The organism is Acinetobacter gyllenbergii CIP 110306 = MTCC 11365 (assembly GCF_000413855.1).
Taxonomy (GTDB): Bacteria; Pseudomonadota; Gammaproteobacteria; order Pseudomonadales; family Moraxellaceae; genus Acinetobacter; species Acinetobacter gyllenbergii.
This window is the reverse complement of sequence record NZ_ATGG01000012.1, coordinates 67,882-82,626: the sequence shown is the minus strand read 5'-3', so window position 1 is coordinate 82,626 and position 14,745 is coordinate 67,882. Positions and strand designations below refer to the sequence as shown.

Sequence of the window (14,745 nt, the reverse complement as noted above, 5' to 3'; positions counted from 1 at the left end):
TGCCTACATATTCCAAACAGTGATTTAGTTTTTAAGGGGTTTTCCATGCGTTTTTCTCAAGTTAAAGTCGGCGTCATTGCCGCATTACTCTCAGTTTCTTCATTTGCGGCACAAGAATTTTTAAACGTTTCTTATGACCCAACGCGTGAACTGTATACCGATTTCAATAAACAATTTGGTGCGTTCTGGAAACAACGTACTGGTCAGGACATCGACTTTAAACAATCACACGGTGGCTCAGGTAAACAAGCCCGTGCCGTAATTGATGGCTTAAATGCAGATGTCGTTACACTTGCACTTGCAGCAGATATTGATGAGATTGCTGAAAATGCCAAATTACTGCCAGCGGACTGGCAAAAAAAATTACCGAACAACTCTACGCCATATACCTCAACAATTGTATTTCTTGTTCGTAAAGGCAACCCAAAACAAATTAAAGATTGGGGTGATCTGGTTAAGCCAGGTGTAGAAATCATTACACCAAATCCAAAAACATCGGGTGGTGCACGTTGGAACTACTTAGGTGCTTGGGCATGGGCGAAACATCAAAAAGGGGGTAACGACACCAAAGCTCAAGAGTTTGTGCGTCAAATTTATAAACAAACCAAAGTACTGGATTCAGGTGCACGTGGTGCAACTACAACCTTTGCTGAACGTGGTATCGGTGATGTATTGCTGGCTTGGGAAAATGAAGCTTATCTTGCCGTACGCGAGCAACCAGGCAAATTCGAAATCGTCACCCCTTCTCTATCAATTCTCGCAGAACCACCAGTGGCTGTCGTAGAAAAGAATGCTGAGAAAAAAGGCAATTTACAAATCGCTCGTGGTTACTTGAACTACTTGTATTCACCAGCAGGACAAGAGATTGCTGCACGCAACTTCTACCGCCCGCGTAATGCCGCAGTATTAAAGAAATACAGCAATGTGTTTAAACCACTGAAATTGGTGACGATTGACCAAGAATTTGGTGGCTGGACCAAAGTACAAAAAACTCACTTTGATAATGGCGGTGTGTTTGACCAAATCGTCAAGCTCAACAACTCAGCGAAATAATTTACTCAACAGGTAAATAGGGAGAGCGGACATGATTCATACCGTAATTGTTCCAGGTGTAGGTGGTAGCGAAGCGCAGCATTGGCAATCTTGGTTACAACAGCAACTCGTGTCTAGCTCTCGCGTTCAACAGCAACATTGGGATCGTCCTGTGCTCAGTGAATGGATTGCTCAATTTGTTAAAACTGTAGTAGCCGCTCCAGCACCTGTTCAAATCGTGGCACATAGTTTTGGCTGCTTAACCAGTGTAGCAGCACTGGCTGAACACCCAGAACTAAGAGCAAAAGTTAAAAATCTGGTTTTGGTTGCACCCGCCAACCCTGCACGTTTTGGTGAAGCAGGCTTTGCGCGCCATAGCCTAACTGACTATAAACAGTATTTTCAGCAGCTCAAAATCGAAGTACCGACCACATTATTAATTAGTGAAAATGACCCTTGGTTAGGTTATGTCGATGCCTTGCAATTGGCTCAAGCATGGAAATTAACACCGATTAATTTAGGTGCTGTTGGCCATATCAATGTCGCATCTGGATTTGGTCCCTTCCCTGAGATCCTGACCTATTTGCTCCCTGAAAAAAAGATGCAGCCTATCGTCCGAATGAGTCAGGCAAATTTTAATTTGAAATTTGCCTAACCCCAGCTCCCCATATTCTTAGTATTCGCATTATTTATTTGCTTGCTTTAGCAAACATTTCTCTTTGAGGAAATATCATGTCGCAGCGTTCCCGAGTGCTGCCTGGGTTTGGTCTCTCATTAGGCTTCACCCTCGCTTACGTGTCTTTGATTGTGCTTATTCCTTTATCTGCTGTCTTTATCAAATCTTTTGGGATTGGATGGGATGGCTTATGGGAAATCTTAACCTCCGAACGTATTTTAAAGTCCTTACAGCTTAGCTTCAGTGCAGCATTGATTGCGGCTTTAGTAAACGTTATTTTTGGTTTGTTACTGGCTTGGTGTCTTGTCCGTTATAACTTCCCAGGCAAACGTATTGTCGATGCTTTAGTGGACTTGCCATTTGCCCTACCAACGGCTGTTGCAGGTATTGCATTAACGTCGTTATATGCCCCAACAGGCTGGATTGGACAATACCTTTCCCCGCTTGGGATCGAAGTTGCTTATACCCCAATTGGGATCACACTTGCTTTAATCTTTATTGGTCTACCCTTCGTGGTTCGTACCGTGCAGCCTGTACTCAGTGATATTGAAACCGAATTGGAAGAAGCTGCTTCTGCCTTGGGAGCCAATCGCTGGCAGACCATTACCAAAATTATTTTACCAATTTTATTCCCTGCTTTACTGACTGGGTTTGCTTTGGCTTTTGCCCGAGGTGTTGGTGAATATGGTTCAGTCATTTTTATTGCAGGCAACCAGCCTTATAAAACTGAAATCGCGCCACTGATGATCATTTCGCGTTTAGAAGAATATGATTATGCCGGTGCAACCACCATTGCAGTGGTCATGCTCGTCCTCTCTTTCGGTATCTTATTTTTAATTAACTTAGTACAAGCGTGGGCGAGCCGTCGCACAGGGAGGGTTGCACAATGAGTTTAAATACCAATGGCAATGCTTTAGCACTCAAACTACAAACTAGAGATGCAACCCGTGAACCAACTTGGGTACGCTATACCTTGATTGGTATTGCACTGATCTTTTTTCTGAGTTGCTTAATTCTCCCACTGATTTTGGTTTTTGTTGAAGCATTTAAACAAGGTCTGACCGTTTATATTAACGCTTTAACTGATTCAGATACCTTATCAGCAGTCAAACTAACCTTACTCACAGCAGCCATTGCTGTACCCATTAATGTCGTGTTTGGTGTTGCTGCAGCATGGGCGGTTGCAAAATTCCAGTTCCGTGGAAAAGCCATCTTAACCACCATTATTGATATGCCTTTCTCGGTATCACCTGTCATTGCGGGTTTAATGTTGGTGCTAATTTTTGGTACACAAGGCTGGATGGGCAGTTGGTTAATGGACCATGACATCAAAATCTTATATGCCATCCCTGCAATTGTTTTAGCCACCATTTTCATTACCGTTCCTTTCGTTGCACGTGAACTTATTCCGTTAATGGAAGCCCAAGGCACAGAGGAAGAAGAAGCAGCGATTGTATTGGGTGCCTCAGGTTGGCAAACCTTCTGGAAAGTGACACTACCCAATATCAAATGGGGTCTGATTTACGGTGTGATTCTGTGTAATGCCCGTGCAATGGGTGAGTTTGGTGCCGTTTCAGTGGTGTCGGGACATATCCGTGGCCAAACCAATACCTTACCGTTACATGTAGAGATTCTCTATAACGAATATACCTTTAGTGCTGCATTTGCTGTGTCTTCATTACTGGCATTTTTAGCGATCATTACATTGATTTTGAAAACTTGGCTGGAAATCCGCCAAGATCAAGCAAATGAACATCAACCGAATCACTAAGGAATGAACAGATGAGTATTCAAGTTAAAAATATTGAAAAACACTTTGGTGCATTCCATGCGCTCAAAAATATCTCTTTAGACTTTCCTGAAGGTGAATTGGTTGCCCTACTCGGTCCTTCAGGCTGTGGAAAAACAACCTTATTACGTATTATTGCAGGCTTAGAATCTGCAGATGGTGGTCAAGTTTTACTTGAAGGCGAAGATGCAACGGACATCCATGTACGTGAGCGTCAGGTTGGTTTTGTTTTCCAACATTATGCCCTATTCCGCCACATGACTGTTTTTGACAATATTGCCTTTGGTTTACGCGTTCGCCCACGTGCAACACGCCCTTCAGAAGCTGAAATCAAAAAGCGTGTGACTCGCTTGCTCGATTTGGTACAACTCGGCTTTTTGGCTGACCGTTACCCTGCCCAACTCTCTGGTGGTCAGCGCCAACGTATCGCATTGGCCCGTGCACTCGCAGTAGAACCACGTGTTTTACTCTTAGATGAACCATTTGGTGCACTTGATGCCAAAGTGCGTAAGGAATTACGCCGCTGGTTACGTACCTTACATGATGAGTTACATATCACCTCGATCTTTGTCACCCACGATCAAGAAGAAGCACTAGAAGTTGCTGACCAGATTATCGTGATGAACAAAGGTGATGTTGAACAAATCGGCTCACCACGAGAAGTGTACGAAAAACCTGCAACACCGTTTGTTTTTGATTTCCTTGGTCAAGCAAATCGTTTTGAAGGCGAGCATACTGGCGGTATTATCCGTATCGGCGATGATCGTATTCAGCTAGCAACGTTATTAGATGCCCCGCAAGGGAAAGTGATTGCATTTGCACGACCAAATGAATTACATATTCATACCCAACCTCAAGCTAACACCATTGAGGCAACCTTCTTACGTGAAGTATGGATTGCAGGTCGAGTTGTGGCGGAGTTACAAGATCGTAGTGGACGTACTATCGAAATTTTATTAAGTGTAGAAGAGGCGAACTTACATCAATTCAAACCAAATCAAAACGTTTGGATCAGTGCGGCTCAACTTCATTTATTCGCAGATCAAACAACGCAAGTTGCTTAAAATAATATTGATGGGGTAAAACACGCCCCATCCTCTTATGAGGAAAAACTTTTATGAACTTCCAACAACTCAGAATTATTCGGGAAACTGTTCGCCAAAACTTTAATTTAACTGAAGCATCTGCGGCTCTTTATACCTCCCAATCTGGTGTAAGTAAGCATATTAAAGATTTAGAAGATGAATTAGGTGTACAGCTCTTTGTACGCAAAGGAAAACGCTTATTGGGTTTGACTGAACCAGGTCAATCTCTACTTAGCATTGTAGAACGGATGTTAGTTGATGCAGACAATATTAAACGTCTAGCCGATGATTTCAATAAAGTTGATGAAGGTACATTGACCATTGCAACCACGCATACCCAGGCACGTTATGTTCTGCCACCGATTGTGAATCAATTTAAAAAACTATTTCCAAAAGTACATTTGGTATTACAACAAGCCAGCCCTGTAGAAATTGCAGAAATGTTGTTACAAGGCGAAGCAGATATTGGGATTGCAACGGAATCTTTAACCACAGAAGAAAACTTGGCCAGCGTGCCTTATTATGAATGGCATCACAGTATTATTACGCCGAAAGATCACCCATTGGCAAAGCTCGATAAAATCAGCCTAGATGTCTTGGCAGAATATCCTCTGATTACCTATCATGGTGGTTTCACTGGACGTTCAAAAATTGACAAGGCTTTTGAAGACGCGCAATTACATGCGGATATCGTCATGTCAGCACTCGATGCCGACGTAATTAAAACCTATGTTGAACTGAACATGGGCGTCGGAATTGTCAACGATGTCGCTTATGATGCCGAACGTGATTATCGTCTACAACAGATCAAAACAGATATATTTGGCGTAAATACCACTTGGATCGCGGTCCGCAAAGGCCATCTACTCCGTGGTTATGGTTATGAATTTATTTCGCTCTGCTCACCAGAAACAGATATTAAAGCACTCAAAAAAGTGGCTTATCCAGAAGAGTAAACACAAAAAAAATAAAAGGCTCTAAATGAGCCTTTTATTTTGTCTATTCGCAGGCATAAAAAAACGAGCATGGCGCTCGTTTTTTTATGCTGAATGCATGGATTAGAACTTGAAGCTCACACCCACTTTTGCAACTGGCATCCACTCATATCTGCTTTTGTTTTCAATATTGCGTTCTTCTTTCGCAATTTCATCATTCAAGTTAGCGCCACTACCATTACTAGCTGTACCACCATTTACGTTTTGTAAAGATGCTGTTGGATTACCCGTATAGTAAGCACCAACCTCACCAAACACGCCAATATTTTTATAGACTTGCGGTGCAATACCAACACCTACATATGGTGCGATATCATCTTTATAACTCATTTTACCGGCGATATGTACATCAGAAGTTGCATTAAAATCAGTATTGTTCACACTGAAGTTACGGCCTTGACCTACACGGCGATCAAGTTTGTAGTCATTATCTAAATAACCTACACCTGTTGCGACATAGATTGAGTTCACAAAGTTATTTGCATTTGTACCCCAAGGACGAATCTCAGCATTTAAATACGCTGTTTTATTGTCCATATCTAAGTCATATTTAGAGCCATTTACTTTAAGATCATCAGACCAAGAAATGTCACCACCATTATAACCAAGGCTTAAGCTCACGTATGGATTGACTCGATATGAAATTGCACCACCGTAGCCTGTCGTACCGACTTCAGCACGAACTGAAACTGGATCTAAGTATGAAGGGAATGCATAAACTGATTCCTTCACCACTTGCTCATCTGCTGCAAATGCAGTACCTGCAATCGCTGTTAATGCACCTGCAGCTAACATAACACGCAAAGCTTTCATTGAAGTCTCCTCACAAAACGCTTTTATTTAAATAAATATATAATTGTTGCTTGTGAAATAAGCATAAAAGAATGATCGCTAACTTTTTATACAGAAACTGATTACTTTTTGTTATTTTTTGATACAAATTCAAAGGAATTATGTATTTTAAAATTATAGATAAAAAACAACAATCTCCGTTTTTATGACATTTTTATTGCTTAATTTTAAAACAATATATTGTAACTTCATTTTTCAAAGATTCTGAGGGGCTGCTGACACTTTCTCTAGGCTTGCGATAATGGAGATTTTTTAGACGATACAAGGCATGGCTTGTGAAATTTAGACTGATAACGCAACCTATTTATAAAATGGCAACAGACCCTACAAAATTAGTGTAAAATCTTCAAAATTTTTTTGGAAGAAGGAAGATCATGTCTCAGCTTTCTACGATCATTGAGCAAGCATTTGAAGACCGTGCCAACTATAGTGCAGCGGATTGCCCAACAGAAATCCGTCAAGCAGTAGAAGAAGCCTTGACAGGTTTAGATAACGGTACCCTCCGTGTTGCTGAAAAAATTGATGGTGAGTGGGTTGTTCACCAGTGGTTAAAAAAAGCGGTTTTACTTTCATTTAAACTTAATGACAACACACCAATTGAAGCGTGTGATCTTCGTTTCTATGACAAAGTAGCAACTAAATACTCAGGTTGGACTGAAGAACAGTTCAAGGCTGCAGGTGTACGTGTCGTACCGCCTGCTGTTGCTCGCCGTGGTAGTTTCCAAGCTAAAAATGTGGTGTTGATGCCTTCTTATGTCAATATCGGCGCTTATGTCGATGAAGGCACAATGGTAGATACGTGGGCCACTGTCGGTTCATGTGCTCAAATCGGTAAAAATGTTCACTTGTCTGGTGGTGTGGGTATCGGTGGTGTTTTAGAGCCATTACAAGCCAACCCAACCATTATTGAAGACAACTGCTTTATCGGTGCACGTTCTGAAATCGTTGAAGGCGTGATTGTTGAAGAAGGTTCTGTCATTTCAATGGGCGTGTTCATTGGTCAATCAACCAAGATCTTTGATCGTGAGACTGGTGAAGTTCACTACGGTCGCGTACCGGCAGGTTCTGTGGTTGTAGCGGGTAGCCTTCCATCTAAGTGCGGTACTTACAGCCTTTATGCTGCAATCATCGTGAAAAAAGTAGATGCGAAAACTCGTGCTAAAACCAGCTTGAATGATTTATTACGCGCTGACTAATTTGTAATATTTATTGTGGAACTTGATCGTTCCCCATCTCTACGATCAGTCATGGTCGTAGAGATTTTGTTTTTTATGTAGCATGCTGCTTGTGTAGCACCTGTTTGTGGTAACTGTTTATGGCTTCCTTACGTTCTTCTGCAATTCCTGTCTCTGATCCTGCGGCTGGTTTACGCATCACGGAGATTTTTTACTCTTTGCAAGGCGAAGCGAATACCTTTGGTCTACCAACGGTTTTTATTCGTTTAACAGGTTGCCCTTTACGTTGTAGTTATTGTGATACCACCTACTCGTTTGAAGGCGGTGAGCGTTTATCACTTGAACACATTATTGAAACTGCAAGCCAACATAAAACCCCCTATATTTGTGTCACTGGCGGCGAGCCGCTTGCTCAGCCCAACTGCCTGATTTTACTACAGCGCCTATGTGATCTCGGGTTTGAAGTTTCCTTGGAAACGAGTGGTGCCTTGGATGTTTCTAAAGTCGACCCACGTGTTTCTAAAGTACTAGATTTAAAAACACCGACTTCTAAAGAAGATCACCGAAATCTATATAGTAATCTTGACTATTTAACACCGCATGATCAGATTAAATTTGTGATCTGTAATCGTGAGGATTATGAGTGGTCAAGACAACAACTCGAACAATTTCAGTTGCAAAATAAAGTGAGTACAGTATGGTTCTCGCCTGCTTTTGCAATTGAAAAAGGTGCTGTTGGCTTGCCAGCTTTAGCGCGCGATTTAGCGCAGTGGATTTTGGATGACCACCTCCCTGTTCGCTTCCAGCTACAGTTACATAAACTGTTATGGAATGATGAATCTGGCCGTTAAAAAGCTCACAAAGACCGTTCTGCAACATCAAATAGCTTTTCAAATTTATTTTAGGTTGAATCATGGAAAATAATATGCGTTCTCGTGCCATCGTATTATTGTCTGGTGGCTTAGACTCAACAACGTGTCTTGCCTGGGCACAAGCAAACTATGAATGTATTGCTTTAAGTTTTATGTACGGTCAACGTTCAACAACTGAACTTGATGCGGCCAAGGCACTTGCACAACGTGCAGGCGTAGAACACCGCATCATTAATATTGATTTGGGTAACTTAGGTGGTTCTGCACTTACAGATCATAACATTGAAGTTCCAGAACAATTACAAGAAGGCATTCCTGTAACTTATGTTCCAGCACGTAACACAATTTTCTTGTCTTATGCCCTCGCAGCAGCCGAAGTTTTTGACGCGGCTGCCATCGTGATTGGAATCAATGCTGTTGATTATTCAGGGTATCCAGACTGTCGCCCTGAATTTATTGACGCTTTTGCCAATTTGGCTCGTCTGGCAACAAAAGCAGGTGTTGAAGGAAAACCCCTTAAAATTGAAACACCTTTGTTACATTTATCCAAAGCGAATATTATACGCTTAGGCATCGAACATGGCGTAGACTATAGTCAAACGGTATCCTGCTATCAGGCAGATGCTCAAGGACGTGCATGTGGCAAATGCGACAGTTGTCGTTTACGTCAACAAGGTTTTATCGAAGCAGGTATTGCGGATCCTACGCGCTACGCTGAATAACCGATATTAGGGTAAATATTAGGTACATTATATGAAGTTTTCTAAATCAAATCTTATTCTTTCTACAATGATGTCAGCTGCTGCATTATTTGCAACGGCAACTCACGCAGCTGATAATCCATTACAAACTGCGTATAAAAGTACCAATGTAAAAGCAGCATTGGTCAATGTATGTAAAGACCAAACTGCAAAAGGCGGTAAATTAACAGCAGCAGAAGTGAGCAAATTCTGTGGATGTCAAATTGACGCACAAGGTAAAGTAACTGAAGCTCAGAAATGGGAAATCCAAAGCGCAATCAATGCGAAGAAAAGCCCAAGTTCTTTAGCTTTTGTACAACAGCAAAATAAAGACCTACAATCTTGTCTTGGCGCACCACTTGTGAGCAAGTTAGAAAAACTCACTGAAGAAGCAATGAAAGCTGCTCAGCAACAGCAGCAACAAGCGCCGAAAAAATAAGCTTAAATTGCTCAAAACAAAGCCTGCATTCATGCGGGCTTTTTTATTGGGTTTTGTTAAAATCTCTTTTATCTAGAATCGGTTGAATCACACCATGCAAGACCAATGGAAAACCAATGCTGATCAAAGGCGGTCTATCGTCTCTTTTAGTGGCGGAAAAGACAGTTCCCTTGCCTTATATCACGCCATGCAAACAGGCACAGTGATCGGCTTGATTATGATGTTAGAAGAACAAGGGCAACGCTCTCGTTCACATGCAATGCCACTCGATATTATCCGTGCACAAGCAGATGCGATTGGTTTACCTGTGTATATGACATCATCGAGTTGGGCTGATTATGAAGCAAAGTTTATCGCGCTACTCAATCAAGCCAAACAACACGGTGCTGAAGTACTGGTAACTGGTGATCTGGATATGCCTGAGCATGGCTGCTGGCATGATCGTGTGACTCAGCAAGTGGGACTAAAATTAGGTATGCCATTATGGTTACGCCCACATAAAGAAGTGGTAGAAGAGTTTATCAATCTTGGTTTTCGCAGTGTGATCGTCACTGTCAATCTCAAACTTGGTATGAAAATTGAAGATTTAGGTAGAATCCTTACCCTAGACTACATCCAAGAATTAGAAAATCGTGGTGTTGATCCATGTGGTGAAGGTGGTGAATTTCATACCACAGTCATTGATGGGCCAATTTTTAACAAAGCTATTCCTGTACGCCAAGGCGATATTGTTTATCATGAGGAATATGCTTTTTTGCCACTTGAGCTTGAACAACATTAATTTTATCGAAGGATGAACAATGTCTGAGAATATTCAATTACCGAATCATGTTTTCCCAACCACACAAGGGGAAATCAATCTCGCTGAACTCAACAGTGAATGGTTGGTACTTTATTTTTATCCAAAGGATTCAACCCCTGGCTGTACCACTCAGGCAGTTGGCTTTTCTTGCTTAAAAGACCAATTTGATGCTCTAAACTGCCAAATTATTGGCGTCTCACGCGACTCAGTCAAAGCACACCAGAACTTCACTGAAAAACAAGCACTGACGATTGATTTAATCAGCGATAAAGAAGAAGTGTTATGCAAGCATTTCGATGTAATCAAAGAAAAAAATATGTATGGTAAACAAGTGATGGGCATCGAACGCTCAACTTTTATTTTCCATAACCAGCAATTGGTCAAAAGCTATCGCAAAGTCAAAGCGGCAGGACATGCAGAACAAGTGCTTGAAGACCTCAAAGCATTACAAACCGCATAATCATGTTGAGTAACAAAAAAGCGGGTTAAAGACTCGCTTTTTTTATTGAAGCAAATTCCGCTTGGCGTATGATAAATAAATTAAAAGAATTAAATTAAAGACATTTAAAATGAACCATCTCAATGCTTTTTTGCCACTAGCCTTATTATTCTTTCTGGCAGCATGTAACTCCAATGCACCTACGACTTCTCAAGATTCTGCTCCCTTAGTCACCCAAATTGAAAAACCAGCGACCGAAATACGCTGCCAAGACCTACAAAACCCTGCTTATCAACAAGTGCTGCTTGATGCAATTAATGAAATTCGGCAACATCCACGTCAATGTGGTGGACAGTATTTTCCAGCAGTTGCACCACTCAAATGGAACAATCATTTATATCAAAGTGCCTTGGCTCATGCCGAAGATATGGCGCAGTACAGTGTGCTCGGACATGTCAGTAGCACAGGTCAAGATTTTAGAACCCGTCTAAAACAAACACCTTTTAAAGGTCGAGGTGGCGGTGAAAACGTAGCACGTGGACAAAAAAATTTAAATGAGGTAATGACAACATGGCTTGCCAGTCCTGTGCATTGTCATAATTTAATGCATCCCAAATTTACAGACTACGCGCTAGCCTGTACAGTCGATGCTTCAACCAAACAAAAGAGTTATTGGACTCAACAGTTTGGTGTTCGCTAAGAGGAAGAAGCATGCTATCTGGATCAATTACCCCGATTTTTCGTATTTTTGATGTCGAACTGGCTCAAGCATTCTATTTGGACTATTTAGGCTTTCAACTCGATTGGCAACATACTTTTGGGGATAACTTCCCTGTTTATCTACAGATTTCCAAAGGCGATTGTATTATCCATCTATCCGAGCATTTCGGTGATGCCAGTCCGCATAGTGCCATTCGAATTTACTGGGAAAATCTGACACTGCTACAGGCTGAGATTGATACAAAAGACTATAAATTTGCCAAACCTCAAGTAGAGAAAACCGATTGGGAAACTTTAGAACTCAGTATCACAGATCCATTTTCCAATCGAATTATCTTTTGGGAAGATGCTTAACGTTCCCTCAGTATCAAGACTCATCAATATTGGTGCGATCATTGTCCTTAAATTTTTGTTGTAGTTTCAGATACATCGCTGATTTTTGAAATTCACTCAAAAACTGAATTGTCCCCTCAGGAAAAAATTCAGTTTGAATCTCTCCACGATAATAAGCCTCACGCATTGGCGTTGCTGAAATTGAATTCTTCAAACTATCCAGCTCCACCATCTGCCACTCAGGGAATAAACGTAAATAATACGAAGATTCATCCTTGAAATGACCGATTAAACCAACTTTTGTATTTGGCTGAATGACGCCATTGACCAAATCTTTGACTTGTTTAACCCATTTTTCATCATTATAAACATCAATCACATGTACAAAATGAATCCGCTTTTGTTCATCTTCAGAGAAATTTGACAGAATCATCTGCTCGCGTTCAGTCGCCAGAAAAGGATTCTTGATGTTTCGTTCAGATTGAGCTGAGCCCAAAGCCAAGATCACGTTCTGACTTTGCTGTAATGCAATTTCAATAGTTTCTAGATGTGCCAAATGAAAAGGCTGAAAACGTCCAATAAAAACAAGATAGTCAAATGTGTACATAGGCTTAATTTCACTTTTTGTGAACTCATCAGTTGTGTCATTCAGATAAATATGCGACATAATGAGGGCACTTAAAAATCAATCTGGATTAAAGCAAGGATAGTACGATGACACTTAGCTGTATTCAACAACCTCATCAACATTTGCAAGCAAATTTAGAAGATGGCGTACTCACCTTAGCCATTAACCGTTCAGAAGCAAAAAATGCACTCTATGGCGAACTTTACCTTTGGATCGCAAAAGCTCTAGATGAAGCCGATGCAAACAAAGACGTTCGTGTGGTCATTTTCCGTGGTGCAGAACAAGACTTTACTGCGGGTAATGACATGAAAGACTTTATGGGTTTTATTCAAAAACCACATGAAGGCAAAGCGGGTGATCAGCCTCCTTTTGTATTGTTAAAAGCTGCTGCGCGTTTTTCTAAGCCACTCATTATTGCAGTCAAAGGCGTCGCCATCGGTATCGGCGTGACGATCTTATTACATGCTGACATGGTATTTGCAGACAATACTGCCCTGTTCCAGATTCCATTTGTTAGCCTCGGCCTATCTCCAGAAGGCGCAGCAAGTCGTTTATTGGTGAAGCAGGCAGGCTATCAAAAAGCCGCTGAATTGCTCTTCACTGCGAAGAAATTTGATGCAGCAACTGCGGTTAAAGCCAATCTTGTCAATGATGTGGTTGAAGATGTCTACGCCACTGCGCAACAAACAGCTCAACATTTAGCTGCGTTGCCATTGGCTTCGATCAAACAAACTAAAGCTCTGATGAAACAAGACTTGGCTGAAATCATCGCATGTGTTGATGATGAAGCTGAAATCTTTATGCAACGTGTACGTTCTCCTGAAATGATGGAAGCAGTACAAGCCTTTATGCAAAAACGTAAACCTGATTTTTCTCAGTTTAATTGATGCAATAATCGTTGATTAAACCAAGCCACTGAGTTGATACAATTCAGTGGCTTTTTTCTTTTTGGCATTCATCTAGCTATTCCACACCAGACAGACTAAGCTCAGGTCAGAACAAGATAAAGTTACAAACAATTATGAAAGTTGTGATTGCCCCAGATTCCTTTAAAGACAGCCTATCTGCACAGGAGATTGCTCAAGCAATTGCTTCAGGTTGGCAACAGGTCTTTCCTAATGCAGAAATCATTCAATGCCCCATGGCGGATGGTGGCGAAGGCTCTATCGAGGCTGTCTTAGAAGTTTGTTCAGGGGAATGGCGTGAGCAAATGGTACAAGGCCCTCTTGGTGAACCTGTACTGGCTAAATGGGGCTGGTTAGCCACAGAAAAAATTGCCATTATTGAAATGGCACAAGCCAGTGGTATCCAGTTGGTGCAACCTGCTGATCGAGATGCATGTATCAGCAGTACTTTTGGTACAGGTGAACTGATCCTCGCTGCTTTGGATGCGGGTGCAAAGGAAATTGTACTGACTGTCGGCGGCAGCGCAACCAATGATGCAGGCACAGGCTTATTGACGGCATTAGGGGCAACATTTCTAGATGCAAAGCATAATCCCCTAGCCGCTGGCGGCATTGCACTGCGAAACTTAGCTAAAATCAATTTAGATCAGCTTGATCCACGGATTCAACAAACCCAATTTCGATTAGCCGCCGATGTGACCAATCCTTTATGTGGAACCAATGGCGCTTCTCATATTTTTGGGCCACAAAAAGGGGCTTCACCTCAACAAGTGTTAGAGTTAGATCAAGCCCTCTCCCATTTTGCCGATGTCACCACACAATTGCTTGGCGTCGATCAACGTCATGAAGCTGGTGCAGGAGCTGCTGGTGGACTTGGTTTTGCTGCTAGAACATTCTTAAAAGCCGAGTTTCGATCTGGAGTCGAAGTCATTGCGGAATTAAATCAGCTCGCTGCCAAAATCCAAGGTGCAGATTGGGTGATTACAGGTGAAGGCAAGTTTGATGAGCAGACCTTGAATGGTAAAACTCCATTCGGTGTCGCCAAAATAGCACAAGCCGCCAATATCCCTGTCATTGTGATTACAGGAACACTTGGAGAGAATTACCAAGCACTTTACCCACATGGTGTTACTGCTGCCTTCTCTTTAACCTCAGGCCCAACCAGTCTAGAAGAAGCCTGTCAAAATGCGGCAGAGCTGATTCATGCACGGACAACAGATATCGCTCGGTTGATTCAAAGCAGTATGCTTAGAAAAGAATAAA

Annotated in this window: 18 protein-coding genes; 16 read left to right on the top strand and 2 right to left on the bottom strand. The window is 41.8% G+C overall.

Going from position 1 to position 14,745, the window contains the following annotated elements:
- Window positions 1-45: 45 nt before the first annotated feature.
- The 6 genes from F957_RS12675 (at window position 46) to F957_RS12700 (ending at window position 5,538) form a co-directional block, all read left to right on the top strand.
- Window positions 46-1,053, top strand: a complete 1,008-nt coding sequence (locus tag F957_RS12675; RefSeq protein ID WP_016540910.1) for a sulfate ABC transporter substrate-binding protein — start codon at window positions 46-48, stop codon at window positions 1,051-1,053.
- 31 nt (window positions 1,054-1,084) lie between these two features.
- Window positions 1,085-1,687 (top strand): RBBP9/YdeN family alpha/beta hydrolase, encoded by a 603-nt coding sequence (locus F957_RS12680; RefSeq protein ID WP_016540909.1) that lies wholly within the window; start codon window positions 1,085-1,087, stop codon window positions 1,685-1,687.
- A gap of 77 nt (window positions 1,688-1,764) precedes the next feature.
- Window positions 1,765-2,598, top strand: coding sequence for a sulfate ABC transporter permease subunit CysT (gene cysT / locus F957_RS12685; RefSeq protein ID WP_005274145.1), 834 nt, complete (start codon window positions 1,765-1,767; stop codon window positions 2,596-2,598).
- Entirely contained in the window at window positions 2,595-3,479 is an 885-nt protein-coding gene (gene cysW, locus F957_RS12690; protein WP_016540907.1) for a sulfate ABC transporter permease subunit CysW, read from the top strand. Before cysT ends, cysW begins: the two co-directional genes overlap by 4 nt.
- An 11-nt stretch (window positions 3,480-3,490) precedes the next feature.
- On the top strand, window positions 3,491-4,561 hold the full coding sequence (locus tag F957_RS12695; RefSeq protein ID WP_016540906.1) for a sulfate/molybdate ABC transporter ATP-binding protein: 1,071 nt from the start codon (window positions 3,491-3,493) through the stop codon (window positions 4,559-4,561).
- Between the two features lie 53 nt (window positions 4,562-4,614).
- Complete coding sequence (locus F957_RS12700) at window positions 4,615-5,538, top strand: CysB family HTH-type transcriptional regulator (RefSeq protein ID WP_016540905.1); 924 nt, start codon at window positions 4,615-4,617, stop codon at window positions 5,536-5,538.
- Window positions 5,539-5,640: 102 nt separating this feature from the next.
- Here the strand turns inward: F957_RS12700 and carO are convergent, their stop codons facing one another.
- Window positions 5,641-6,390, bottom strand: coding sequence for an ornithine uptake porin CarO (carO, locus tag F957_RS12705; protein WP_016540904.1), 750 nt, complete (start codon window positions 6,388-6,390; stop codon window positions 5,641-5,643).
- A 413-nt stretch (window positions 6,391-6,803) separates the two neighbouring features.
- Between carO and dapD the strand changes: the two genes are divergently transcribed.
- From dapD to F957_RS12745, 8 genes are all read left to right on the top strand, one after another.
- Window positions 6,804-7,625 carry a 2,3,4,5-tetrahydropyridine-2,6-dicarboxylate N-succinyltransferase gene (gene dapD, locus F957_RS12710; RefSeq protein WP_005195842.1) on the top strand — a complete coding sequence of 274 codons (822 nt, stop codon included), beginning with the start codon at window positions 6,804-6,806 and terminating at the stop codon, window positions 7,623-7,625.
- A 119-nt stretch (window positions 7,626-7,744) separates the two neighbouring features.
- Complete coding sequence (gene queE, locus F957_RS12715) at window positions 7,745-8,455, top strand: 7-carboxy-7-deazaguanine synthase QueE (RefSeq protein ID WP_016540903.1); 711 nt, start codon at window positions 7,745-7,747, stop codon at window positions 8,453-8,455.
- Between the two features lie 74 nt (window positions 8,456-8,529).
- Entirely contained in the window at window positions 8,530-9,198 is a 669-nt protein-coding gene (gene queC / locus F957_RS12720) for a 7-cyano-7-deazaguanine synthase QueC (protein WP_212749791.1), read from the top strand.
- Between the two features lie 31 nt (window positions 9,199-9,229).
- Window positions 9,230-9,655 carry a hypothetical protein gene (locus F957_RS12725; protein WP_016540902.1) on the top strand — a complete coding sequence of 142 codons (426 nt, stop codon included), beginning with the start codon at window positions 9,230-9,232 and terminating at the stop codon, window positions 9,653-9,655.
- Between the two features lie 94 nt (window positions 9,656-9,749).
- A complete protein-coding gene (locus F957_RS12730; protein ID WP_016540901.1) occupies window positions 9,750-10,436 on the top strand; it encodes a Dph6-related ATP pyrophosphatase in 687 nt (228 codons plus the stop codon).
- Window positions 10,437-10,455: 19 nt separating this feature from the next.
- Window positions 10,456-10,917: a peroxiredoxin gene (locus F957_RS12735; protein WP_016540900.1), complete on the top strand. Its 462-nt coding sequence runs from the start codon at window positions 10,456-10,458 to the stop codon at window positions 10,915-10,917.
- Window positions 10,918-11,026: 109 nt separating this feature from the next.
- Window positions 11,027-11,596, top strand: a complete 570-nt coding sequence (locus F957_RS12740; RefSeq protein ID WP_016540899.1) for a CAP domain-containing protein — start codon at window positions 11,027-11,029, stop codon at window positions 11,594-11,596.
- An 11-nt stretch (window positions 11,597-11,607) separates the two neighbouring features.
- A complete protein-coding gene (locus F957_RS12745) occupies window positions 11,608-11,970 on the top strand; it encodes a glyoxalase superfamily protein (RefSeq protein ID WP_016540898.1) in 363 nt (120 codons plus the stop codon).
- A 13-nt stretch (window positions 11,971-11,983) separates the two neighbouring features.
- Here the strand turns inward: F957_RS12745 and F957_RS12750 are convergent, their stop codons facing one another.
- Window positions 11,984-12,556: a nicotinate-nicotinamide nucleotide adenylyltransferase gene (locus tag F957_RS12750; protein ID WP_171068277.1), complete on the bottom strand. Its 573-nt coding sequence runs from the start codon at window positions 12,554-12,556 to the stop codon at window positions 11,984-11,986.
- A 107-nt stretch (window positions 12,557-12,663) separates the two neighbouring features.
- Between F957_RS12750 and F957_RS12755 the strand changes: the two genes are divergently transcribed.
- Together F957_RS12755 and F957_RS12760 are read left to right on the top strand one after the other, a co-directional pair.
- Window positions 12,664-13,464: an enoyl-CoA hydratase-related protein gene (locus tag F957_RS12755; RefSeq protein WP_016540896.1), complete on the top strand. Its 801-nt coding sequence runs from the start codon at window positions 12,664-12,666 to the stop codon at window positions 13,462-13,464.
- A 134-nt stretch (window positions 13,465-13,598) separates the two neighbouring features.
- Entirely contained in the window at window positions 13,599-14,744 is a 1,146-nt protein-coding gene (locus F957_RS12760; RefSeq protein ID WP_016540895.1) for a glycerate kinase, read from the top strand.
- Window position 14,745: the final 1 nt, after the last annotated feature.

Excerpts from the sequence above, each read along its gene's own strand:
- F957_RS12745 (WP_016540898.1), top strand. The coding sequence starts at position 11,608 with ATGCTATCTGGATCAATTACCCCGATTTTTCGTATTTTTGATGTCGAA.
- F957_RS12675 (WP_016540910.1), top strand. The coding sequence starts at position 46 with ATGCGTTTTTCTCAAGTTAAAGTCGGCGTCATTGCCGCATTACTCTCA.
- F957_RS12725 (WP_016540902.1), top strand. The coding sequence starts at position 9,230 with ATGAAGTTTTCTAAATCAAATCTTATTCTTTCTACAATGATGTCAGCT.
- F957_RS12750 (WP_171068277.1), bottom strand. The coding sequence starts at position 12,556 with ATGTACACATTTGACTATCTTGTTTTTATTGGACGTTTTCAGCCTTTT.
- F957_RS12695 (WP_016540906.1), top strand. The coding sequence starts at position 3,491 with ATGAGTATTCAAGTTAAAAATATTGAAAAACACTTTGGTGCATTCCAT.
- queE (WP_016540903.1), top strand. The coding sequence starts at position 7,745 with ATGGCTTCCTTACGTTCTTCTGCAATTCCTGTCTCTGATCCTGCGGCT.
- F957_RS12760 (WP_016540895.1), top strand. The coding sequence starts at position 13,599 with ATGAAAGTTGTGATTGCCCCAGATTCCTTTAAAGACAGCCTATCTGCA.
- cysW (WP_016540907.1), top strand. The coding sequence starts at position 2,595 with ATGAGTTTAAATACCAATGGCAATGCTTTAGCACTCAAACTACAAACT.
- F957_RS12735 (WP_016540900.1), top strand. The coding sequence starts at position 10,456 with ATGTCTGAGAATATTCAATTACCGAATCATGTTTTCCCAACCACACAA.
- queC (WP_212749791.1), top strand. The coding sequence starts at position 8,530 with ATGCGTTCTCGTGCCATCGTATTATTGTCTGGTGGCTTAGACTCAACA.
- F957_RS12740 (WP_016540899.1), top strand. The coding sequence starts at position 11,027 with ATGAACCATCTCAATGCTTTTTTGCCACTAGCCTTATTATTCTTTCTG.
- cysT (WP_005274145.1), top strand. The coding sequence starts at position 1,765 with ATGTCGCAGCGTTCCCGAGTGCTGCCTGGGTTTGGTCTCTCATTAGGC.
- F957_RS12700 (WP_016540905.1), top strand. The coding sequence starts at position 4,615 with ATGAACTTCCAACAACTCAGAATTATTCGGGAAACTGTTCGCCAAAAC.
- carO (WP_016540904.1), bottom strand. The coding sequence starts at position 6,390 with ATGAAAGCTTTGCGTGTTATGTTAGCTGCAGGTGCATTAACAGCGATT.
- F957_RS12680 (WP_016540909.1), top strand. The coding sequence starts at position 1,085 with ATGATTCATACCGTAATTGTTCCAGGTGTAGGTGGTAGCGAAGCGCAG.
- dapD (WP_005195842.1), top strand. The coding sequence starts at position 6,804 with ATGTCTCAGCTTTCTACGATCATTGAGCAAGCATTTGAAGACCGTGCC.
- F957_RS12730 (WP_016540901.1), top strand. The coding sequence starts at position 9,750 with ATGCAAGACCAATGGAAAACCAATGCTGATCAAAGGCGGTCTATCGTC.
- F957_RS12755 (WP_016540896.1), top strand. The coding sequence starts at position 12,664 with ATGACACTTAGCTGTATTCAACAACCTCATCAACATTTGCAAGCAAAT.